Here is a 22,829-nt window from a genome sequence, read left to right as displayed (position 1 = left end):
ACTAAAAACTTAAAGTTGGCGTGCATTTTGCTTAATTCGCCTCACTTCGATCCAAATTTGGAACATGGCTGCTACATGATAATACCCTTGCGCTATTTTAATACAGGAAGTATTCGCTAATGGATCAAACCCAGAGCATTGACTACCGCCTTTTGGTAGACAACTTAAGCACTGCAATTTTATTGGTTGACCGTGACCTGAATATTTTTTATTTAAATTCTTCGTGTGAAGCCTTGTTTGACATCAGTTTAATTCGTGCATCAGGACAACCTGTTTTAAATTTGCTGCACATGCCTAATGATGAGTTTAATACTCAAGAGGCTTTTCTAAACACACTCAAAACGGGTCAACCTTATACACGCCGTGAAGCAACAATTAATGTCAATTTTAAAGATATTCATGTCGACTACACCGCATCACAGCTAAATTCAGGCAAGCCTTATCATCCCTTATTGCTGATTGAATTAAATCCGATTGATCGGATGCTCAAAATTTCCAAAGAAGAGAACTTTATTCAGCAGCATCAGGTAGCACGGCAGCTTATTCGCGGTGTGGCACATGAAATTAAAAATCCACTTGCAGGGATCCGTGGTGCGACTCAACTTTTAGCACGCAGCTTGAATGACCCAAAATATGACGAATTTACTGACATTATTATTAGTGAAGTCGATCGTTTAAGAAACTTGGCAGACACCATGCTCGGTTCACGCCAATTACCAAGTTATGAATTGGTCAATGTGCACGAGCCTTTGGAACGTGTACGCAGTTTAATTGTCAATCAAACCAAAAATAAAATAAAAATCATTCGTGACTATGACCTTTCCTTACCTGAAGTCATGGCAGACCGTGATCAATTGATTCAAGTCATGCTGAATATTTGTGCCAATGCGGTGCAAGCCATGACTGAAAATGCTGATTTCTTTATCGAGCATCAACCTGAATTGGTTTTAAGAACCCGTATTCAGCGCTTAGTCACCATTAATGGTGTACTGAACCGCTCTACGGTGCGTGTTGATATTGAAGATAACGGCCCTGGTGTGCCTGAAGACATTTTAGAGTCTGTGTTTTATCCGCTGGTGACTGGACGAGCTAACGGTACAGGGCTTGGTTTGAGCATCGCACAAAATATTATGCATCAACACAACGGAATGATTGAATGCCAATCCATTCCAGGAAAAACAATATTTAGCTTATATTTACCTTGGGAGGCGAGTCATGTCGCGAAATAAAATTTGGGTGATTGATGATGACCGTGCAATGCGCTGGGTACTGGAAAAAACCTTTAGAGAAGAAGGTTTTGAAGTCACCAGTTTTGAAGAGGCTCAATCTGCACTGGATGAACTCAGCCAAGATGCACCCGATGTAATTTTGACCGACATTCGCATGCCTGGGGTGGATGGTCTGACCTTCTTAGCCAAAGTCAAAGCAAACTACCCAGACCTACCTGTCATTATTATGACTGCACACTCTGATTTAGAGTCAGCAGTTTCAAGCTACCAAACAGGTGCATTTGAATACCTGCCTAAACCTTTCGATATTGATGAAGCTTTGGCATTGGTTAACCGAGCGATTTTGCACATCACCAAATTACAACAGCAAGAATCTGCAAAATCTACAGTACAGCCAATTCAATCGACAGAAATTATCGGTGAATCGCCTGCTATGCAGGAAGTATTCCGCGCCATTGGACGATTATCACAATCACACATTACCGTGCTGATTAATGGTGAATCTGGTACAGGTAAAGAGCTGGTGGCACATGCACTGCATCGCCACTCACCACGTAGCAGCAAACCATTTATTGCGCTAAATATGGCGGCCATTCCTAAAGATTTGATTGAAACCGAACTTTTTGGACACGAAAAAGGTGCGTTTACGGGTGCCAATACGCAACGTCAAGGGCGCTTTGAACAAGCCAACGGCGGCACACTGTTTTTAGATGAAATTGGCGATATGCCTTTTGAAACTCAAACCCGTTTATTGCGTGTCTTGGCCGACGGTGAGTTTTACCGTGTTGGTGGGCATATACCTGTCAAAGTGGATGTGCGTATTGTTGCAGCGACGCATCAGGACTTAGAAAAACTGGTACAGGATGGTCGCTTTCGTGAAGACTTGTATCACCGCCTGAATGTCATTCGTATTCACATTCCTAAACTGGCGCATCGCAGCGAAGATATTCCAATGTTGGCGCAACACTTTTTGGCACGTGCGGGCAAAGAATTGGGCGTGAGTCCAAAAATATTGCGTCCTGAAACTGTTGAATACATGCAACAACTGCCTTGGCAAGGTAATGTACGCCAGCTGGAAAATACCTGCCGTTGGCTAACAGTCATGATTACAGGTCGTGAGGTCTATCCTGAAGACTTACCCACTGAACTCAAGCAAATTCCAATTGAAAAATTAGGTGAGCATCCTGCACAGCACTTGGTAGATCGAGTGTCTATGCACCACTGGGATGAATTGTTGGGTCAATGGGCGGTTCAAAAACTCAAAAATGGTGAGATGAAACTTCTGGATATTGCCATTCCAATGTTTGAACGTACTTTGATTAATGCCGCACTACAACAAACCCGTGGGCGTAAACGCCATGCAGCAGAACTATTAGGTTGGGGACGCAATACTCTAACTCGAAAGCTCAAAGAGTTAGGTATGGACAGTGCCGATGATGAAGTAGAAGAAGAAATTGAGAGCTAAATCAGATAAGCAGCAATAAAGATATCTGATGCTTCATCACATAGGGAAACTCAATGCCTGAGTTTCCCTTTTTATAGGCTTAGATGTGCTTTAAGATCAAGTCAATTAGGCAGCAGTAAAACCAATATAACGAGATAAATCCTGCACACCTAAGTCAGTCTTATAAATTAAATATTGCGGGTATTGGCTAGATGTCAATTCCTGCCACATATCCAACTGATCGTCATGTGCATGAATATCATCAACACTACGCAGCATACTCTGTTCAAATACATCTGCCACGAATTCAAAACCCAAGTCCATTGCCACAAATAAAGTATGCTCACAAGGCTGAATATATTGCTCTTCAGCCCAATTGATCACGGCATTCTTACAATGTGGACAAAGCAAATTTTCTGTGGCGGGTGTATTCAATTCAATCAGTTGATATGGCATAGCGTGTCGTCACCAAAAATAAAAATAAAATGCGTAAAATACGCTATATCGTTCGCATCATAGCAAGCAATTGCTATATTTTGTGGTATCAGCCACTTATAATCATCAAAAATTTTCTTCAAAAAATCATGAGCACTCTAGAAAACGCAATTACATTGGCAGTACAACAGCATGCAGGTCAGGTCGATAAAGGCGGTCAACCTTATATTTTGCATCCGCTACGCTTAATGCTGCAATTACAGCACCCTGATCAACAAATTGTGGCAGTGCTACACGATATCCTTGAAGATACCTCCACTACGGCAGAAGACCTGCACAACTTGGGCTTTCAAGCACATATTATTCAAGCGATTCAAGCACTGACTAAACAACCACATGAAACCCGCATCCAAGCCGCACAGCGTACGGCGTGTAATTCACTCGCACGCAGCGTGAAAATATTGGATGTGCAAGACAATATGAATCTTGCGCGTATCTCACATCCAACAACACGAGATTTAGCACGTTTAGAAGAATACAGACAAGTTTTAGATATTCTGCAAAAAGCGCAGCAACAAAGTGCAATTAATAATTGACATCATGCAACGATGCCTCTTTAATTTAAACATTGTTGCACAAATGGAATTTAGTCATGCTCACAGATTTGGATGATTTTTATTGTTTTGCCCAAGTGGTCGAACACGGTGGTTTCAGTGCTGCAGAACGTGCAACGGATATTCCAAAATCCAAACTGAGCCGCAGAGTCCATAATCTGGAAGAACGCTTAGGTGTACGTTTAATTCAACGCAGCTCACGCCATTTTGCGGTGACAGAAATTGGCATGAACGTCTATCGTCATGCACAGGTTATGATGAATGCTGCCCAAGCTGCACATGATCTGGTTGATTACTTAAGTATTCAGCCACGTGGGGTAATTAAAGTCAGCCTTCCGGTTTCAATTGCGCAAAATGAAATTGCCAAAATTCTGCCTGAGTTCTTAAAGACCTATCCTGAAATTAAAGTGCAGCTAATTGTCAGTAACCGCCGTGTGGATATTGTCAATGAAGGCCTCGACATTGCCCTTCGTGTTCGCTCAAATTTGGATGACGACCCAAGTTTAGTGATTCGTAAATTTAGCCATATCGAGCAACATTTATTCGCCAGTCAAGCCTATTTAAATGAATTTGGTGATTTGAAAAAACCTGAAGATTTAAGTCAGCATAAAATTTTAAGCATGGCAGATGAGCATTTAGACCAATTCATGGTGGTACACGACCAACAGCAACAACCGAAAAAAGTTAAAGTTAATCCAACTGTCATGGGTTCAGATTTAATGATGCTGGCTCAATTGGCACGACAAAACTGTGGCATTGTTTTACTCCCCGACACCATTGTAGAAGATTATGTAGCTTCTGGAGAATTGGTGCGTGTGTTACCAGACTGGCATGCGCCGCATGGAATTTTCCATGCCGTCTACCCTTCACGTCGTGGTTTGTTACCTGCAGTACGTGTATTTATTGATTATCTGGTTGAAAAGCTCACCATTCGCTAGTAAACAAGTTTTACTAATCATGCAAATAATAAGCAAAAAAAAGCTTATCTAAGGTAGATAAGCTTTGAAAACTACAATCTAAAATAAAAACATAAGAACATAAGAAATATAAAACAAAGAAACTACAGCAAGTATCTGTGGTTATTATTATAGCGATTGTTCATTTTTTAACAAATAGTTTAAAACTAAAGTCTAAGATGTTTTTTCAATAAGTCTTTCGCACTGAATGATACAAAGATTAAATTTCAGGATAATCTCCCGTACCTTCAGGCCATGGTGATAACACTTCAAAACCAGTATCGGTTACTGCCACCATGTGTTCCCACTGTGCAGAAAGTGATTTGTCGGTGGTCACTACCGTCCAGCCATCTTTTAGCTCTTTAACTCGTGCCTTACCTGCATTCACCATTGGTTCAATGGTAAACACCATACCTTTTTTAAGCACCAAGCCTTGCCCAGGTTGCCCATAATGCAACACACTCGGTTGTTCGTGATATACCTGCCCAATACCGTGCCCACAATATTCGCGCACAATACTATAACCTTCGCGATGTGCCACACTCTGAATAGCGAAACCAATATCCCCCAAAGTTGCGCCGGGTTTAACCGCATGAATGCCTGCACGCATTGCCTCATAGGTCGTATCCACCAGTTTTTTAGCTTCTGGCTTCACTTGCCCTACATAGTACATACGACTGGTATCGCCATAAAATCCATCTTTAATGACTGCAACATCAATATTAATAATGTCACCATCTTTTAAAATAGTTTTAGCTGATGGGATGCCATGACAAACTACCTCATTTGGAGAAATACAAGTGGTTTTGGTATAGCCGTGATAGCCCACATTGGCAGGAATGACTTTAAGTGTGTTCACAATATAGTCATTACACAAATCATCTAAATATTCTGTGCTCACCCCAGGTTTGACATGCTCGCCTATCATCGCCAAAACCTGAGCTGCCAAGCGTCCTGAAACGCGTAATTTTTCTATATCTTGCTCGGTTTTTAAACTGACTTTAAGGGCGCGCATAGTGAACTCCTGATCTGAAGTTCAAGATTATAGCCCTTTCACCTTTTAAAATCAGCTTTGTGTGACCTATGGCACGGCTCAACACTGGAACAATGTATAAGAACTGAACACTTAGATAACATTTTAAATAGCCCAATGAAACCTTAAGTGCCGAATACACTCAGCTGTTCAAGTATAATTTTTAACTGATAAATCATAATGATATGAACCACAGACTAACCATTAAACTACATGCATTATGATAACTATTTTTTATACTATTTATAAAATAAATTAGAAAATCATGCTTTGTTCTACTAGAATCGCTTCTTTTGTTTGCTTACTCTCCCATGACCAGTTTACGTACACGGGATATTATTGCCTTAGGTTTTATGACCTTTGCACTATTTATTGGTGCGGGTAATATTATCTTTCCTCCTATTGTTGCTCAGCAGGCCGGCGAACATGTTTGGCTGGCTGCATTCGGTTTTTTAATCACTGCTGTGGGCTTACCTGTGATTACCATCATGGCCTTATCGCGTGTAGAAGGCTCAATTCAAATTTTAAGTTCACCCTTAGGCAAAGCCGCAAGTTTAATTTTAACAATCATCTGTTACTTAGCCGTTGGGCCACTATTTGCAACACCCCGTACCGCAACCGTGTCTTATGAAATTGGTTTTTCAGCCTATTGGGGCGATTCTGCACAGACATTATTCATTTATAGCGCAATTTATTTTGCTTTGGTGATGTTGGTATCACTCTACCCACACAAAATTTTAGACACTGTGGGTTATGTGCTGTCGCCACTTAAAATTTTGGCATTACTTATTTTAGGTATAAGTGCCTTTTTACTCCCAACAGGGCAAATTGCACCAGCAGTAGATCATTATATAAATCGACCTGTGTCTGAAGGCTTTATTAATGGTTATCTCACCATGGATACTTTGGGTGCTCTGGTTTTTGGTATCGTGATTATCAATGCAATCCGCTCACGTGGCGTTACCAATAAAAAACTCATTACACGCTATGCGGTTTGGGCCAGTTTAATTTCAGGTATTGGACTCACGCTTGTTTATATTAGCCTGTTTAAACTGGGGATGGGCAGTCATGAAATTGCAACAAATGCCAGCAATGGTGCGATTATTTTACATGCCTATGTGCAACATGCATTTGGTCCTTTTGGCGCTATTTTTCTTGCTGCTATGATCTTTATTGCCTGTATCGTGACTGCAATTGGCCTCACCTGTGCCTGTGCAGGTTACTTTGAACAGATTACTAAAATTCATTACCGACGCTGGGTCTTTATACTGGTAGGTTTTGCGTTTGTCATATCCAATTTGGGGCTTACTAAGCTCATCGCTATATCTGTGCCCATTTTAAGTGCAATTTACCCACCTGCAATTGTGGTCATTCTACTTAGCTTTTTTTGGAAGTTTTTCCGTATTCCCACACGTGTTATTGCTCCAACTGCAGCGGTCGCTTTACTTTTCGGGTTAATTGATGCCATGAAAGCTGCAAATCTAAGCTCTTACTTGCCAAATGAACTCACCAGTCTTCCACTCAGCGAACAAAATCTTGCTTGGCTAATTCCCGCCTTGCTAATATTTTTGCTGGCAACATTTCGTGATCGCTTAAAAAAATAAGAGACTTGATCGCCTTAGAATCATGTTTTACCCAAATATGATGTGAAGGAAGTTCGCAAATAAACAATAATTGTCAGGTTTTACCCAAACAGACATTTATTGTTTTATGGTGCAATTAAGCATGCTGTTTTATGTCAGTTGTTGTAGCAAAGTCATGACTTCACAAAGTTAAAATAAATAACTGAATTAGCAAATTTTAAAATAAAAATTTCAAAAATTATGCTTAAATTCAACTTTATACCCTAAGAAAAATTAACGCTAAAGTCGTATAGTCTGCTGCAAAATTAGCTGGCATAAAATATGCAAGTGATTCAAAAAGCACTTTTCATGGGCTGAAAAATGTCACCCTTTGTTTCATTTTGTAAATAAATGATATGGAAATCAGGTATTTTTCAACAAAATGACGTTTTCTAAGGAAATATAACCATAAGGGCTTGAAATAGTTCTCATAAAGCAGTACAACATTAAAAGCAATCTGACTAAAACGCTCTGATTTTAGTGATTTATAACAAGGAGGGATGGAGATGTTTTCACATTTCAATACGCAAGTCTTCATTAGCGCTCTGAAGGCTAACCAAAACTTAGTCACATTTTTAAGCACCACTTTTGCATTGATGCTAACCTTATTGCTACAAGGTACAATTCAAGGTAACTTGAAACCAACCTATTTCTTATATGCCTTTTTGGTATGTATTGCCTTTGCAATTTGGACATCAATTGATCAAAAGTTCCGCCAAAGCCAAAACGCCGAAGCTCGTTAATTTTTAGCCCTGCACTGCTAAAAATTAAGCCATCATCTAACATTCTGCGGCAGTTGGATTATTCCACTGCCGCCAACTCTCAAAATAATTCTAAAATTCAATAGCTGCCGATCTAGCCATAAATCTATAATAATCCGTAGATTGCACCAAGCAATAACACGCTTGTTCCTCCAAGTTCCGCACCTATTAACAACAACATTGCCAAACTCATACACCACGCTGGTAGTTGCCACTTTGCAAGCTGATGCGGTTGTTTAAATTGATTCGTGGTATCTTTTAATAGCCCATGCAAGATATAACTTAAAATTGAAAAGCTAAAAAATGCTAAATTCAAGATCACACAAACTAAAATAACAGTGGTATCCCAAATACAAAAATAAGCCAATACCGCTAAAATTAAACTTGCAGGTGCATAGAGCAAACTACTTCGGTGTGCAATATCAACATAATAATGTGCACGTGCTTGAGCTGAATTCCTAATTTGCCAATATTTCCAGACACCTGTCAGCATTCCCACCCATAAAAAAATCCCACTAAAAATAATGGCCAGACGCACTGCCCAAGACAAACCATCCATGTAAGTTACTCTGTTATTTTCATTCTGCTATTTAACTACAGTCACTGCCAACTTATCTGACTTTAGAGTCAGCATAAATATCAAGTTTCTTTTTGGAACTCGTGTAAAGTGAGTTTATTCAAAACTGTGTTAAAGCATTATGAGTACTTTTGAAAATTTAAATATTATTTGTTCAGACGGTTATTCTTTAGCTGCACGATATTACCCAAATCAATACAACCATACCCAACGGTTGCCAGTACTAATTTGCCCTGCAACAGGCATAACCAAAAGCTTCTATCATGCATTTGCTGCATGGTTAAGCGAACACGGTCACGCAGTATTATGCTTTGATTTTCGTGGTATTGGCGACTCTTTGCATCAACCCTTAAAACAATGTGAAGCCAGTATTGTCGATTGGGGACAACTTGATATTCCTGCCGCTGTGAATTCACTATTGCAAAAATCACAGGCTGAACAAGTCATCTTGTTGGGTCACAGCGCTGGTGGACAACTTCTGGGAATTAATCCTGAATACCATAAAGTCGCCAAAGTGGTAGCTGTTTCTGGCTCTACAGGGCACGTAAAAGGTTTAAAGGGACGTACTCGCCTACTCGCACCTGTCATGTTTAATTTAATCTTCCCAATTGCCCGATTAACCCATGGTTATGGCCCAACCAATGCAATTGGCATGGGTGAGAACTTACCTAAAAATGTCGCACAACAATGGGCTCAATTTTGCAGTAAACCTGGCTATGTCATTAACGCAGTCGGTAAAACTGTGCAGCGTGATTTCCACACAGAAATTCAATGCCCAATTACAGCCATTTGGACTACAGATGATGAAATTGCCACTGAAGCCAATGTGCAGGATTTACTGCGCTTGTATCCGAATGCTGCAACTAGCATGATTGAATTAGAACCGCATCGTTTCTCACATAAATCTATTGGACACATGGCAATGTTTAAAAAATCACATCAGAACTTATGGGAAATTATTGCCGATCAGTTGGTGGTTTAAACAGCTACAAATTGATGGATATACACTGCTGTAGATGCTTGTTCCAGTTTAAGCAACCAAATTTATAATCCTGTTTGGTTGCTTCTTTTTTATGGATGTTGATTATTCTTTAACACAATAACTCACCCCCATGTAGTCGTAATTTTCATTCAGATGACAAAAAAAGCTCCGCCAATTTGGCAGAGCTTTTTATTAATTAGGGATGATGCTGATTAAGGCAAACGAATCATCACAGTTTTAATGCGGTTTGCATCAAGTTCTGTTACTTCAAAGTGCACCCCTTGATAATCCAACTGTGTACCTACCTGCACTTCACCTTGGGTTTTATCTAGAATCAAACCTGCGACACTAATATATCCCGCATCTTCTTCAACTAAATCTAACATACCCAACTCAAGTTCAAGCTGATACAAATCCAGCATGCCTGTTGCTTTCCACTCGTTGTCATTAATTTTAATTAAATCCAACTGTTCATCTGCATCAGGGAACTCACCCGCAATCGCTTCAAACACGTCTAATGGTGAAATGAGGCCTTGAACGTTACCGAACTCATCGCTAACCAACACCAATGAGCCTTTAGAGGTACGTAAAGTATTGATGGCATCAATCACTTTCATTTTTTCAAAAATGTAAATTGGACGCTGACGTTTAATTAAAGCTTTAAGTTCAACTTCATCATCTACAACATCTAACAATTCTTTTGCACGAACAATGCTGATGACTTTATCTAAACTGCCACGACACACTGGAAATAAGCTGTGTGGTACTGACAAAATCTGTTCACGGATTTGTTCAGGCGAATCTTCAATGTCTACCCATGAAATTTGACTGCGTGGCGTCATAATCGAAGCCACAGAACGCTCTGCAAGTGTTAATACACCGCCAATCATATAACGCTCTTCATCAGCAAATGCTTCTTGTGCTTCGACATTCATATCTGGGCTGCTGGTTTCCAATCTGCCGCCCATCAATTTTAAAATTGAGTCGGCAGTACGATGACGTAATGGAATTTTTGCTTCATGTTTTGCAACATTGCGCTGACCGAACTGGTTAAACGCTTCAATTGCAATCGCAACACCAATACCAGAATAGATATAGCCTTTTGGAATATGGAAGCCAAAACCTTCTGCAATTAAGCTGATACCAATTAGCAGTAAGAAACTTAAACACAAAATTACTACGGTCGGATGTCGGTTAACAAAGGCTGTTAAAGGCTTAGATGCAAGTAACATTACCAACATTGCCACAACCATTGCCACCATCATCACATAGATGTTGTCAACCATACCAATTGCGGTAATGACCGAATCCAGTGAGAACACAGCATCTAGAATGACAATTTGAGCCACAACAGCTGCAAAACCTGCGTACACGACATTGGTTGTGACTTTGACTTCAGGCTTGCCTTCCATCTTCTCGTGCAGCTCCCCCACGGCCTTATAGACCAGGAATAGACCACCGCCCAAGAGAATCAAATCTCGCCCAGAGAAGGTTTTATCAAATATGGTAATTAAAGGTTCGGTTAGGGTCACCAACCAAGAGATTGCAAATAGCAATCCTAAACGCATAAACAACGCCAAAGACAAACCGATCACACGGGCTTTATCACGTTGTTCAGGTGGTAATTTTTCTGCAAGAATAGCAATAAAAACTAGGTTATCAATACCCAGTACGATTTCTAAAATAATAAGTGTAATTAAACCAACCCATATTCCCGGATCTAATAAAAACTCCATTAGTTTAAATCTCCGAGAAAGTTAGCAGAAATCGAAATATAAAGTAGACCTGCGCACGGCGACGGATCCATAAAAGTAACCTTTTTAGCAATTGATAGATTAATTATGCACAATCTTGAAGATTTGTAATTATATTTTTGAAAATTTTGAAAAAAACTAAACAAAGCAATCGGTCTTTCTTTTTTATTGTATTTTTCAACCATAAACTAAATATGGAGTGATTAGCACAAAATCATAACATTGAAAAATAAGATAAAAAGTCAAACCCATTTTAGGCAATAAATTTGACGAATGAGTCATTTGAGCAAAATTTACTTTTTATTCAAAACAAATACATTACAAGCTATTGTTATTTAAGTGATATTAATATTTTAAGATTTCGAACCCATATCTTCTGCGTATCATGATCAGATTCACGCAACCTTTTGAATGAAATGCGAAGTGTACAAATGTATTTTTTTGACTAAAATGCTGCCTAATTATGAATATTCATTGTGGCACACACAATGTGATTGCTAGATAACAACAATGAATTGCTAATCCCCGTACTAAAAAAATTCTAGAGGATTAATAAATATGTGGTATGACAGACCTACAAGCTACAACCAAACATTGAACTTTCTGTTCAAACGCCAAAATACAATTAAAAATTTACACTCAAAACAATGCTGAATTCACGCTAATGGCAATCACGATCTTGCATTTACAACGCAAAATTTACGTGAATCTGTTTAAGAATTTTTTATTTATTGGACCTTTATTTTATTAAGTTTAGCTTCACACTAACTTTAAGTAATAAAAACGTCTTGCTAAGCACATGAGTTTTCACATAAAATGTGAAATATCAAAAAATACAATTAAAACAATGCAAGGAATATGCAATGTCCAAGAAATATTCTAAATTTCTGCCTTCAACTGATCATTACGATCTTGAACAATTTCCATATTATTGGGTGACACAAGTGCATGCACAATATGTGCAAAATGTTGATCACGCTTTAAAGAAATATGGTTTAGACAATTCACGTCGCCGTATTTTATTGGCGCTACGTTCTAAACCGCATGCAAGTGTATCTGACTTGTCTGATATGGTGGTATCTAAAATGTCAACCACCACTAAAATTGTTTATCGTCTTAAAGATGAAGGCTTAGTGGAAACTTATTCCTGTGATGATGATGCGCGTATTACTCGTGTTGTACTCACAGAAAAAGGTGACGACATGACCAATAAAATCAATGATTTGACTAGTGTTGTGCTAGAGCAATCCTTTGATGGCTTGACACCACTACAAATTGAAAAAATGATGGAAAGCTTACGTCAAATTTTTAACAACTTAGCTCGCTAAGAAGCTATATCACAAGCCATTGAAATACTGTTAAAGATCGAAAAAGTTGAGTTGGGGACTTACTTTTTCGATCTTTGCTTTTGGAACAAAGGAACATTCAAACTCATCTACAGGAAAGCCTTGTACAAAACTTTGTATATTGGGCGTTTTCAGGCTTAACCATTCATCCAAACGTGCATGTGGAATCACAATAACTGAACGCTTCACAGGGCCAGGCACATGAAAATCTTTCATCATGTCATGGTCAATTGCGTCCATGGTAATCATACTGGCTGAGCGTACAACCTCTTCATTTTCTTGCCCCACATTTAGCCTAGAAATTTCGTATAGTGCTGCTATAAAGAATGCCTGCCCATCTTTACGTCGTACACCCCAGCGCTGAGCTTTACCTTCAATATATTTTGACTCATAAAATTCTGATACTGGAATTACGCCAAATTTGCACTTATAGGCTGCTTCGCTAAAACTGGGCTTTTCCAGTATAGTTTCATTACGACAGTTATAAGTTTTTAAAGCAATGCTTTTGTCTTCGGCCCATTTTGGAATCAGGCCAAAATTTACCAAACGCCACTCCAAACCCGTCTCAGACTTAAATAATAAAGGCGCAGTACTGTTCGGATAAACTTCGTCAGGATATTCAAAAGGTATTTCTGGTAAACCTAAAGCAGATAACTGCGTTAGGCTCAACGGTTTAAAATTGGCACACATATTTAACTTGTATAAAAAGACAAATTTACTATATCACGCATAGTATCGCTTACCCATGCACTAGCATGTTTAAGCGCAATATGCTTGCAAACAGCCATCTTTAAGCGGGACACGTCATCCAATGTGTTCGAGTAAACCCTTCAAATATCCAGCGACCATTAAAACGACCTAAACCTGAGTTCTTCTCTCCACCAAACGGTGCATTCGCATGATCTGCAACGGTAATACCGTTTATATGCGTCATCCCCACATCGAGCTGCGCAGCAAAATCACTGCCACGCTCTAAATTTGCTGTACATACTGCTGCTGATAACCCGTATTGGGTCTGATTTGCCAATTGCAAAGCATGTGCTTCATTTTCGGCCTGCAAAATTGGTAATATTGGCCCAAAACTTTCATGCTGCACAATCTCAGCCTTGGCATCAACATTTACAAAAATATGTGGTGCCACTAGATTTCCGTTTATGCCACCTTCATAAATTAATTCAGCGCCCTGAGCTTTTGCTTTTTGAATGATTTGCTGATGTTTTTTCACTTGCTCTGAATTAATGATTGGACCAATAAGTGTATTTTGTGCATTAGGATCACCCACCACTAATTGCTGCACACGAGCTAACAACTTATCGATATACACAGCATAAATAGACTCATCGACAATAACCCGATTGGTACTCATGCAAATTTGCCCCTGATGCAAAAATCGCCCCATTATCGTAAGTTCCACAGCTAAATCGACATTGGCATCATCTAAAATGACCAAAGGTGCATTGCCACCAAGTTCTAACGCGACACGTTTCAGTGTTTCTCCCCCTACTGCCTTTTGCCCTACACGCTGCCCAACTGCTGTAGAACCAGTAAAGGAAATCATTTTAGGCGTAGCATGCTCAACAAAATAATCACCTATTTCACGGCTAGCTCCAACCACGACATTCAGCACGCCTGCAGGCAAACCTGCCTCTTCAAACAATTTACCCAAGAGTGTTCCACCTGTGACTGGTGTGTCGCTGGCAGGTTTCAACACTACACTATTGGCGCAAGCAATTGCTGTGACCACCGAACGCATAGATAAATGAAAAGGAAAATTCCAAGGGCTAATCACTGCAATAACACCCAAAGGCTTGCGTAAAACAAAACTGCGCACATGAGGATCTTTACTTTCTAATAGTGTGGTCGTCATTTGATCAGGAAATTGTGCAGCTTCTTGAATAACCCCTAGTGCAGCATCCACCTCAATATTGGCTTTTAATCGAGTACTGCCTGACTCATCAATCAGCCACTGAACAATTTCCTCCCGTCGCTGCTGAATGACTTGCTGTAATTTGGTAATGACTTGCTTACGCACTTCGGCAGATTTAATCACTTGTTCATCAAAGGCTTTTTGTGCCGCACTATAGGCACTATCAACATCTACCACACTGGCAAACTGCATCTCAAAAATGACTGTTTGCTGATAAGGATTGCTATTGGTTATGGTCTTGGTTGATGTGCCAGTCGTCCAATGTCCACCAATAAATTGTTGATTCAAACCCTGATATGCTGGCATGTATTTGTCCTTGCGATACTTTTTATATATGGCTTTCACTCTACTCCGCAGCTTGATGTTTTTCTAGCTGCGAGTACATCCTGTAACTATTCAGCTGCAAAATTTTCAATAAACCATAGGCAAAATACAGACAACAAAAAAGCCTCCGAAGAGGCTCATTTGTTTGTATTACACAATCAGTGAACATTCATTCCCAAAGGATTAGTCACCTGTATAACCTTTTAATTTTAAACGCGCAGCGTGTAAAAGTGGCTCTGTATAACCAGAAGGTTGCTCACCACCTTTAAAGATTAAGTCAGACGCAGCTTGGAATGCGATGTTGTTCTCAAAGTCGTTAGACATTGGCGTATATAATGGATCATTAGCGTTTTGCTGATCCACAATTTTAGCCATACGTTGCATTACTTCTTCAACTTGCTCACGTGTCACGATACCGTGACGTAACCAGTTGGCAACGTGTTGTGAAGAAATACGTAAAGTTGCACGGTCTTCCATCAAACCAACATCGTTGATGTCTGGAACTTTAGAACAACCTACACCCAAATCTACCCAACGTACAACGTAACCCAAGATACCTTGACAGTTGTTTTCAAGCTCTTTAGTTTTTTCTTCGTCAGACCAGTTAGTGTCTTTTGCCAATGGTGGAGTTAACAAGTCATCTAAAGATAAAGGCTCAGTTGCCAATAATTCTTGTTGACGGTCTGCTACGTTCACTTGGTGATAGTGAATAGCATGAATCACAGCACCTGTAGGTGATGGAACCCATGCACAGCTTGCACCCGCTTCAGGATGTTCAGTTTTGGTTTTGTACATGTCTAAAAGCATGTCTGGTTTTGGCCACATGCCTTTACCAATTTGTGCTTTACCACGTAAACCTGCTTTCAAACCGATCATCACGTTACGGTTTTCATACGCTGGGAACCAAATTTGACCTTTTACTTCGCCTTTACGAACGAATGGACCTGCTTCCATGAAGGTATGGATTTCGTCACCTGTACGGTCCATGAAACCCGTGTTAATGAAGATAGTACGGTCTTTAGCTTGAGCAATACAGTTTTTCAAGTTTACAGAAGTACGACGTTCTTCATCCATGATACCGATTTTTAAAGTCTTCGCAGGCAAGCCAAGTACTTGTTCAGCACGTTCAAACAATTCAACTGCAAATGCAACTTCATCTGGACCATGCATTTTTGGCTTCACGATGTACATAGAACCTTGACGTGAGTTCTTGATCGTGTTTTCACCGCGAATGTCAGCAAAAGTCAATAATGGAGTGATCAATGCATCCATGATCCCTTCATAGATTTCTTGACCATCAACCAAAATTGCAGGGTTAGTCATTAAGTGACCTACGTTACGTAGTAACATTAATGAACGACCATGAACTTTAGTTTCACCGCCTTCTAGGTTTTTGAAAGTACGGTCAGCGTTCAATGTACGAGTCATGGTTTTGCCATTTTTCTCGATTGACTCTGATAATGTACCTTTCATTAGACCTAACCAGTTACGGTAGCCTTCAACTTTTTCTTCAGCATCTACAGCTGCAATTGAGTCTTCTAAGTCTTGAATTGTCGTTACAGCAGCTTCTAGAACAACATCTTTTACACCAGCTGCATCTGTTTGGCCAATTGGACTAGTTGCATCAATTTGAACTACAACGTGTAGACCATTATTTTTGAATACGATTTCTGTTGGAGCAGCAGCTTCGCCATTATAACCAACAAATAATGCTTCATTTGCAAGTGTTGTTGTAGAACCATCTTTAAGGCTTACTACAAGTTTGTTTGCATCTACAGCATATTTAGTCGCATCGGCATGTGAGCCTTGCGCCAATGGGAAAGTTTCATTTAAGAAGTTTTTCGCAAATGCAATTACTTTTTCACCACGAACTGGGTTATAGCCTTTACCTTTTTCTGCGCCATTATCTTCAGAAATAACGTCAAAACCGTAAAGTGCGTCGTATAACGAACCCCAACGTGCGTTTGCTGCGTTCAAGCAGTAACGTGCGTTACGTACAGGTACTACGAGTTGTGGACCAGCCAATAATGAGATTTCTTCATCAACATTTTCGGTGGTAATTTGAAAATCTTCTACTTCTGGTAATAAGTAGCCAATTTCAGTCAAGAAAGCTTTGTAAGCTTCTAATTCAAATGTATTATTGCGGTGCCATTCATCAATTTTAGCCTGAAGCTCGTCACGCTTTGCAAGTAACGCTTTGTTCTTAGGGCTAAGATCGACAACGACTTGTTCAAAGTTTTTCCAGTATGCATTACTGTCTAAACCAGAACCTGGTAGTGCTTCATTTTCGATGAAATCGTAAAGTTCTTTAGCAATCGCTAACTTGCCTTTTTGAATACGTGCAGTCATTGTCTTTCCTGATATTGCTACTTTTTATACAAGAGATTCTAGTATACTGATTTATATTTAGCTGAATAGTATTATCACATTTCAAAATAACGATCATTTATTACAAGATGAGTGACAATAAACACCTGAAATTCTGATCTGAAACATGACATTATTATTCATATAAATACACTTTCACAGTGTATAAAGTTTTTGAAATGTCGAAATTAGACTTAAGTTCAGATTTTGTTGTAAAAACCATCGACAGTCCTGTTTCAACACCACAAGATTAAGCCATGTTTATGACAAAATGTCGATAAAACCAGCAGTCACTGAATTTCTAACATAAAAAAGCGCCTAATTCTAGGCGCTTTAAAATCAACTCATTTGCTGTTCGGCTTCTGTTGCCTGTATTTGGCGGTGTTCTGCATTTAAATAGTCATCGGATTGCATTTCCAATAAACGTGAACGCGTGCGTTCAATTTCAAATGCTAACTTTTCGCCCTGATAAATTTCGATAATTGAATCTTCTGAGGTCAATAACAGTTTTACCCCACGGTCATAGAATTCATCAACCAAGTAAATAAAACGACGTGTGCCTTCAGACAAGAAATCAGTCAAATGCGGTACATTGCTGACCAATACTGTATTATAGATATTGGCAATTTCAATAAAGTCTGCAGGACTACGTGGCTTAAAGCACAGTTCAGAAAACTCACACCACAACACATCTTCAGTATGTGCAATGGTTTCTACAGTACGCTGATTAATAATAATCGGTTCAGATGAATGCTGCTGGGTATTGGTCAATGCACTGAAACGCTGCGCCATCCAGTTTTGGTTATCATGGCTGAGTGGCGATTTAAACAACTGAGCTTGTTTTAATACACGTAAACGATAATCTACCCCAGCATCGACATTGAGTACCTGACAATGCTTTTTCACCATTTCAATGGTTGGAATAAAACGGTCACGGTGGATGCCATTTTTATACAAACCATCTGGAGCAATATTTGAAGTTGCGACCAAAGTAATCCCACGATGGAACAGTTTCTGGAATAAATCACTCAAAATCATCGCATCGGTGACGTTTGAAACGAAAAACTCATCAAAACAAATCACCACTGCATCTTTATAAATTTGATCTGCAACAGAGTCTAAGGGATTACGCTGCCCTGAAAGTTTGTTGAGTTCACGATGCACATATTGCATAAAATGGTGAAAGTGCATGCGGGTTTTGCGACGAAACGGAACTGAATCATAGAACTGATCCATCAACCATGTTTTACCACGACCTACACCGCCCCACATATAAACACCTTGTGGCGCAGTCTGACGACGAAAACGTCGAAATGCTTTTTTTGAAGCTTTATAGCGTTGAATTAATTCCTGCCACACACGGTCAAGTTCGTGTACAGCCTGCGCCTGTGCATCATCTGGCATGAACTGCCCAGATGCAATCGCTTGCGCATAACGCTCTGCAGGTGACAGTGGATTAAAGGCTGTATTGTGTGGTGAATTAAAATCAGACATATTCATGGATACTTGTTTGGGCAAATAGATTATAACGAAGATCGAATCACGAGATATAACACTTTGGCATAGGTTTGCTGAATACTTCGGCTAAACACAGGCTATTTGGTATATTGGCGTGGGCTTTGGCCAAACCAGCGCTTAAAGGCATGGTTAAATGCCGCAGGCTCCGAATAACCCAACAGTTCTGCAATCACTTCAATTGAATACTCCTGATATTCAATTAAACGCAGTGCTTTATCTTTGATTAAATCTTCACGAATTTGTTTGTAACTGGTGTTCAATTGTTGCAGTTGATGCCTTAACGTCCGCTCTGGAATTTGTAAGGCCTGTGCTGTTTCTGCCATGCTAGGCATACTGCCCTGTTGCAGCTCTAAATAATCTTTAACACGTTGCACCACTGAAGGCGTATTGTCTTCTAATTTTAAGCGGTCTAGCTCTACAATACATTTAGCTTCGTAGCTACTAAACGTTACTGCATCTGCAGATGGAATACGTGCATTCAACACTACATCATCAAACCAAAATGCGGCTTGAGGCTGATTAAAGACAATGTCTTGGCCATAATAATCATAAAAGGTTTGCAACACTTCACTTTGCTGCGGCTGTGCAAAGGGTAATTCTATGCGAATACGTGGTGCGCTCAAGCCCATCATTTTATAAAGGTCTTGAATAAACTTAAATGTGCCTGAAATTTCACATTGTGCGCGTAGTATCCCTAAACTGCTGTGCAGATCGTTCGGTTGATAGCACAGTGCAATCTGTTGTGCTTGATGCTGCAAACTCAATTGACCACTCAAATGGGTCAAGCCCTGATATTGAATCCCCTTTTCTAATGCTGTTGCAATATTAGGACTGGTCACCAATAACATCAGCAAAGGACCATAACCTGCCAAGGCATAATGCTGTCCAATAAACAGCCCCATTTCAGGTTCAACATCCGCTCCAATGACTTTTAAAATATCCCATTCCAGACTTGGATGAATCACCGAACTGGTGTCCAATGCGTCTGCACGCAAGCCGATACTTTGCAATTTTGCATCGACATCAACGCCTGCTTTACGCATGCCTTGTATTAAATACATCAAGCCAAGTATAGATCTTTTCATAAAATGAACAGTGCGAAATAGAATATCCTTTTTACCTGATTCTCCCACAGATAGAAATTGCCGAAAATATCAATTTTTATGTCAGCACGATCATGTTGTCAGGCATCGGGTTATTCTATCCTGAGTCAAACAAAATAAATATAAGGATGTCTTCATGCAGGATGCAGTAGCTCATTATCAAGTCGCAATTATTGGTGCAGGCTTTGGTGGCTTAGCCATGGCGATTCGTCTATTACAACGCAATATTCAAAATTTTGTGATTTTAGAAAAATCCAATGAAGTGGGCGGAACTTGGCGTGAAAACCAATACCCTGGTGCTGCTTGTGATGTGCAATCGCATCTATATTCATTGTCTTTTGCACCAAAAACCGACTGGAGCAAACGCTACGCAGAAGCACCAGAAATTTTTCAATATATTCAGGATGTGGTGCAACAGTTTAATTTACGTGACTATTGTCAATTCAATAGCGAAGTGGTGCATACCGAATATCAGGAAAAAGACTGTGTGTGGCACATTGCTTTAAAAGATGGCAAACAATTAAGTTGCCAATATTTAATTTTGGCCTCTGGCCCACTGCATGTTCCGCAAATTCCTAAAATTAAAGGCATTGAAAAATTTAAGGGCAAAGTTTTTCATTCCTCGCAATGGGATCATCAATACAACTTAAACGGCAAAGTGGTGGCCTCTATTGGCACAGGCGGTAGCGCCATTCAGTATATTCCCGAAATTGCACCAACAGTCAAACAATTGTATGTAATGCAACGGACCGCAGCTTGGGTTATTCCGAGGGATGAACGTAAGTATTTAGCTTTAGAGAAAAAAATCTTTCAGCGACTAGACTGGTTTAGAAAGCTGCATCGCGCTCGTTTATATTGGTCAAATGAATCACGTGCAATTCCAATCATGCAACCCAGTGTGATGAAATACACTCAGAAGCTAGCAGAAGCGTATATCCGTTATCAGGTCAAAGACAAACAATTGGCAGAAAAGCTCATCCCTGATTATATTATGGGATGCAAACGCATTTTGGTCTCTAACAAATACTTTCCGACCTTTAACCGTAAAAATGTTGAGCTAGTCACTGATGCCATTCAAGAGTTAACTGAGGACAGTATCATTACTGCCGATGGTCAAACACGTAAAATAGATTGTTTGATTTATGGCACAGGTTTTATTACCGACCCACGTATTTATTTACAGCCATTTAGTTGTATTGGCGAGCATGGCATTGATCTTAAACATGCTTGGAAAGATGGCGCAGAAAGCTATTACGGCATTAGCCACAAAGGGTTTCCAAACTTGTTCCAGTTACTTGGACCAAATACAGTGTTAGCACATAACTCAGTTATCTTTATGATTGAAGCGCAAGTCGATTATATTTTGCAAATGATAGATTTAGTGAATCAATCACATGCTCAGGCGATTGTGGTTAAAGATCAAGTGCAAGATCAATTTAATCAAAAAGTTGAAGCAATGCTAAACAACACCGTTTGGCAATCTGGCTGTGTGAGTTGGTATCAACAAGATGGTGGCAAAAACTTTGCGCTTTGGCCAACTTATACTTGGAAATACTGGCTTCAAACCAAATCCCTGCATCCAAGTGATTTTAGATTAATCAGTAAAGCAGCATAAAGTTCCGCTTTGTCATTTGAATAGGCATAATCAACAGGTGTTCAATCCACCTTCTCACCTGTTGATGTCATGCAATCTCTTTGGCTGATTTTCCAATTATTATTTTGTTTATTTTTAGGCTTTGTACTCGCTAAACGCTTGCCCGTTATCGTTGAAAAAATTGTATTTCAATTACTGCCATATTTTAGCTATATCTTACTCGTTGCAATTGCATTTGAATTTGCACAGACATTTAGCACACTACAGCAACCCGTGCAGATTCTATCTACGGCGATGCAAATTGCATTTGCCACCTCAATGGGTGCATTTCTATGCTGTTATCTTTTATTTAAAGGTATTGGAATACAAACCACACACGGTAAAGTGTCACTCCATTTATTACGCAAATCCTGCCTGAACATCAGTTATGCATTTCTAGTGTTGTTTGCTGGTTATGCACTGCATCAAATTACAGATAGCTTGAATTTTCAAGCACAGATACAAACGTGGTACTTACTGTTATTTTTTATGTGGATGATTGGACTCGATCTTGCCTATTCACCATTGGATCGCGCTTGGTTGAATTGGAAAATATTGTTGGTTCCTGCTGGATGCATCATGGGTTCTGTCGCTGGCGTGTTACTTTGTGCACTATGGCTACCCATCCAGCTCAAAGATTTACTGATGTTGTCACAAGGTTATGGCTTTTATTCTATGAGTGGCATTGTCGTATCTGAACTACGTACACCTGAGTTGGGTAGCATTGCGTTAATGAATGACTTATTCAGAGAGATTTTTGCAATATTGTTGATGTATGCACTTGGCTGGCGTTATCCACGTGCTGCAATTTCAGCTGCAGGTGCAACAGCAATGGATGTGACTTTACCCATGGTCAAACAAGCCTGTGGTAATGATTTTATTCCACATGCAATGGTCAGTGGATTTGTATTGTCAGTCCTTGCCCCCATTGCTGTAAGTATATTGGCTGCTATTTAAAAGTAGAACCCACAATTGTCCTCTCTCCCTTTGGGAGAGAGTTAGAGAGAGGGCTTATCTGTTCCTTAAAATGTATTCAAACATACTCAAGGACTAATTCGCACTCTGTTAATGTCTTGTTGCCAAGCGTGTAACTAGAGCCTGAGTCGGTCAGTTCCGACTTATAGCGATCAGTCCGTTCTTGCAATATACGCTTTACAGTTTTGTAAGGCGTATAACGACTTATCTCATTGTCGTTTAATCTTGC

19 protein-coding genes are annotated in these 22,829 nt (G+C 39.7%); 10 read left to right on the top strand and 9 right to left on the bottom strand.

Going from position 1 to position 22,829, the window contains the following annotated elements:
- Window positions 1–119 precede the first annotated feature (119 nt).
- Together glnL and glnG are read left to right on the top strand one after the other, a co-directional pair.
- Complete coding sequence (glnL, locus tag HHA42_RS03985) at window positions 120–1,229, top strand: nitrogen regulation protein NR(II) (RefSeq protein ID WP_168418932.1); 1,110 nt, start codon at window positions 120–122, stop codon at window positions 1,227–1,229.
- Window positions 1,216–2,694 (top strand): nitrogen regulation protein NR(I), encoded by a 1,479-nt coding sequence (gene glnG, locus HHA42_RS03980; protein WP_168418931.1) that lies wholly within the window; start codon window positions 1,216–1,218, stop codon window positions 2,692–2,694. The genes glnL and glnG overlap by 14 nt, the downstream gene beginning before the upstream one ends.
- Before the next feature lie 105 nt (window positions 2,695–2,799).
- On the opposite strand, the gene HHA42_RS03975 is transcribed toward glnG, so the two are convergent.
- On the bottom strand, window positions 2,800–3,129 hold the full coding sequence (locus HHA42_RS03975; RefSeq protein ID WP_168418930.1) for a hypothetical protein: 330 nt from the start codon (window positions 3,127–3,129) through the stop codon (window positions 2,800–2,802).
- A gap of 128 nt (window positions 3,130–3,257) precedes the next feature.
- Here HHA42_RS03975 and HHA42_RS03970 point away from each other — a divergent pair, with 128 nt between their 5' ends.
- Entirely contained in the window at window positions 3,258–3,704 is a 447-nt protein-coding gene (locus HHA42_RS03970; protein WP_168525472.1) for a guanosine-3',5'-bis(diphosphate) 3'-pyrophosphohydrolase, read from the top strand.
- A 56-nt stretch (window positions 3,705–3,760) separates the two neighbouring features.
- On the top strand, window positions 3,761–4,660 hold the full coding sequence (locus tag HHA42_RS03965; RefSeq protein WP_168525470.1) for a LysR substrate-binding domain-containing protein: 900 nt from the start codon (window positions 3,761–3,763) through the stop codon (window positions 4,658–4,660).
- Window positions 4,661–4,898: 238 nt separating this feature from the next.
- On the opposite strand, the gene map is transcribed toward HHA42_RS03965, so the two are convergent.
- Window positions 4,899–5,693: a type I methionyl aminopeptidase gene (gene map / locus HHA42_RS03960; protein ID WP_168460282.1), complete on the bottom strand. Its 795-nt coding sequence runs from the start codon at window positions 5,691–5,693 to the stop codon at window positions 4,899–4,901.
- A gap of 329 nt (window positions 5,694–6,022) precedes the next feature.
- Here map and brnQ point away from each other — a divergent pair, with 329 nt between their 5' ends.
- Window positions 6,023–7,315, top strand: coding sequence for a branched-chain amino acid transport system II carrier protein (gene brnQ / locus HHA42_RS03955; RefSeq protein ID WP_168525468.1), 1,293 nt, complete (start codon window positions 6,023–6,025; stop codon window positions 7,313–7,315).
- Between the two features lie 524 nt (window positions 7,316–7,839).
- Window positions 7,840–8,076, top strand: coding sequence for a hypothetical protein (locus HHA42_RS03950; RefSeq protein WP_168418925.1), 237 nt, complete (start codon window positions 7,840–7,842; stop codon window positions 8,074–8,076).
- 124 nt (window positions 8,077–8,200) lie between these two features.
- Here the strand turns inward: HHA42_RS03950 and HHA42_RS03945 are convergent, their stop codons facing one another.
- Window positions 8,201–8,653: a hypothetical protein gene (locus HHA42_RS03945; RefSeq protein ID WP_168460279.1), complete on the bottom strand. Its 453-nt coding sequence runs from the start codon at window positions 8,651–8,653 to the stop codon at window positions 8,201–8,203.
- Between the two features lie 139 nt (window positions 8,654–8,792).
- Here HHA42_RS03945 and HHA42_RS03940 point away from each other — a divergent pair, with 139 nt between their 5' ends.
- Window positions 8,793–9,653, top strand: a complete 861-nt coding sequence (locus HHA42_RS03940; protein ID WP_168460277.1) for an alpha/beta fold hydrolase — start codon at window positions 8,793–8,795, stop codon at window positions 9,651–9,653.
- Between the two features lie 212 nt (window positions 9,654–9,865).
- Here HHA42_RS03940 and HHA42_RS03935 read toward each other — a convergent pair whose 3' ends face one another.
- Window positions 9,866–11,389, bottom strand: a complete 1,524-nt coding sequence (locus HHA42_RS03935; RefSeq protein WP_168525466.1) for a transporter associated domain-containing protein — start codon at window positions 11,387–11,389, stop codon at window positions 9,866–9,868.
- 881 nt (window positions 11,390–12,270) lie between these two features.
- Between HHA42_RS03935 and HHA42_RS03930 the strand changes: the two genes are divergently transcribed.
- Window positions 12,271–12,735, top strand: a complete 465-nt coding sequence (locus tag HHA42_RS03930) for a MarR family winged helix-turn-helix transcriptional regulator (protein ID WP_168418921.1) — start codon at window positions 12,271–12,273, stop codon at window positions 12,733–12,735.
- A gap of 30 nt (window positions 12,736–12,765) precedes the next feature.
- Here the strand turns inward: HHA42_RS03930 and HHA42_RS03925 are convergent, their stop codons facing one another.
- The 5 genes from HHA42_RS03925 to HHA42_RS03905 all read right to left on the bottom strand — a co-directional run bounded on the left by HHA42_RS03925 (window position 12,766) and on the right by HHA42_RS03905 (window position 19,974).
- On the bottom strand, window positions 12,766–13,443 hold the full coding sequence (locus tag HHA42_RS03925; RefSeq protein WP_168460274.1) for an SOS response-associated peptidase family protein: 678 nt from the start codon (window positions 13,441–13,443) through the stop codon (window positions 12,766–12,768).
- A gap of 100 nt (window positions 13,444–13,543) precedes the next feature.
- Window positions 13,544–14,986 (bottom strand): aldehyde dehydrogenase family protein, encoded by a 1,443-nt coding sequence (locus HHA42_RS03920; RefSeq protein WP_168525464.1) that lies wholly within the window; start codon window positions 14,984–14,986, stop codon window positions 13,544–13,546.
- A 201-nt stretch (window positions 14,987–15,187) separates the two neighbouring features.
- Complete coding sequence (locus HHA42_RS03915; protein WP_168418918.1) at window positions 15,188–17,353, bottom strand: malate synthase G; 2,166 nt, start codon at window positions 17,351–17,353, stop codon at window positions 15,188–15,190.
- Window positions 17,354–17,710: 357 nt separating this feature from the next.
- A complete protein-coding gene (zapE, locus tag HHA42_RS03910) occupies window positions 17,711–18,865 on the bottom strand; it encodes a cell division protein ZapE (RefSeq protein WP_168460272.1) in 1,155 nt (384 codons plus the stop codon).
- A gap of 101 nt (window positions 18,866–18,966) precedes the next feature.
- Window positions 18,967–19,974 carry an AraC family transcriptional regulator gene (locus tag HHA42_RS03905; RefSeq protein ID WP_168525462.1) on the bottom strand — a complete coding sequence of 336 codons (1,008 nt, stop codon included), beginning with the start codon at window positions 19,972–19,974 and terminating at the stop codon, window positions 18,967–18,969.
- A 154-nt stretch (window positions 19,975–20,128) separates the two neighbouring features.
- Between HHA42_RS03905 and HHA42_RS03900 the strand changes: the two genes are divergently transcribed.
- Window positions 20,129–21,607 carry an NAD(P)/FAD-dependent oxidoreductase gene (locus HHA42_RS03900; RefSeq protein WP_168525460.1) on the top strand — a complete coding sequence of 493 codons (1,479 nt, stop codon included), beginning with the start codon at window positions 20,129–20,131 and terminating at the stop codon, window positions 21,605–21,607.
- Window positions 21,608–21,676: 69 nt separating this feature from the next.
- A complete protein-coding gene (locus tag HHA42_RS03895) occupies window positions 21,677–22,582 on the top strand; it encodes a lysine exporter LysO family protein (protein ID WP_168418914.1) in 906 nt (301 codons plus the stop codon).
- Window positions 22,583–22,829 lie beyond the last annotated feature (247 nt).

It is taken from the genome of Acinetobacter sp. A3, assembly GCF_012371415.1.
GTDB lineage: Bacteria > Pseudomonadota > Gammaproteobacteria > Pseudomonadales > Moraxellaceae > Acinetobacter.
This window is presented reverse-complemented; position numbering and strand designations above follow the sequence as displayed.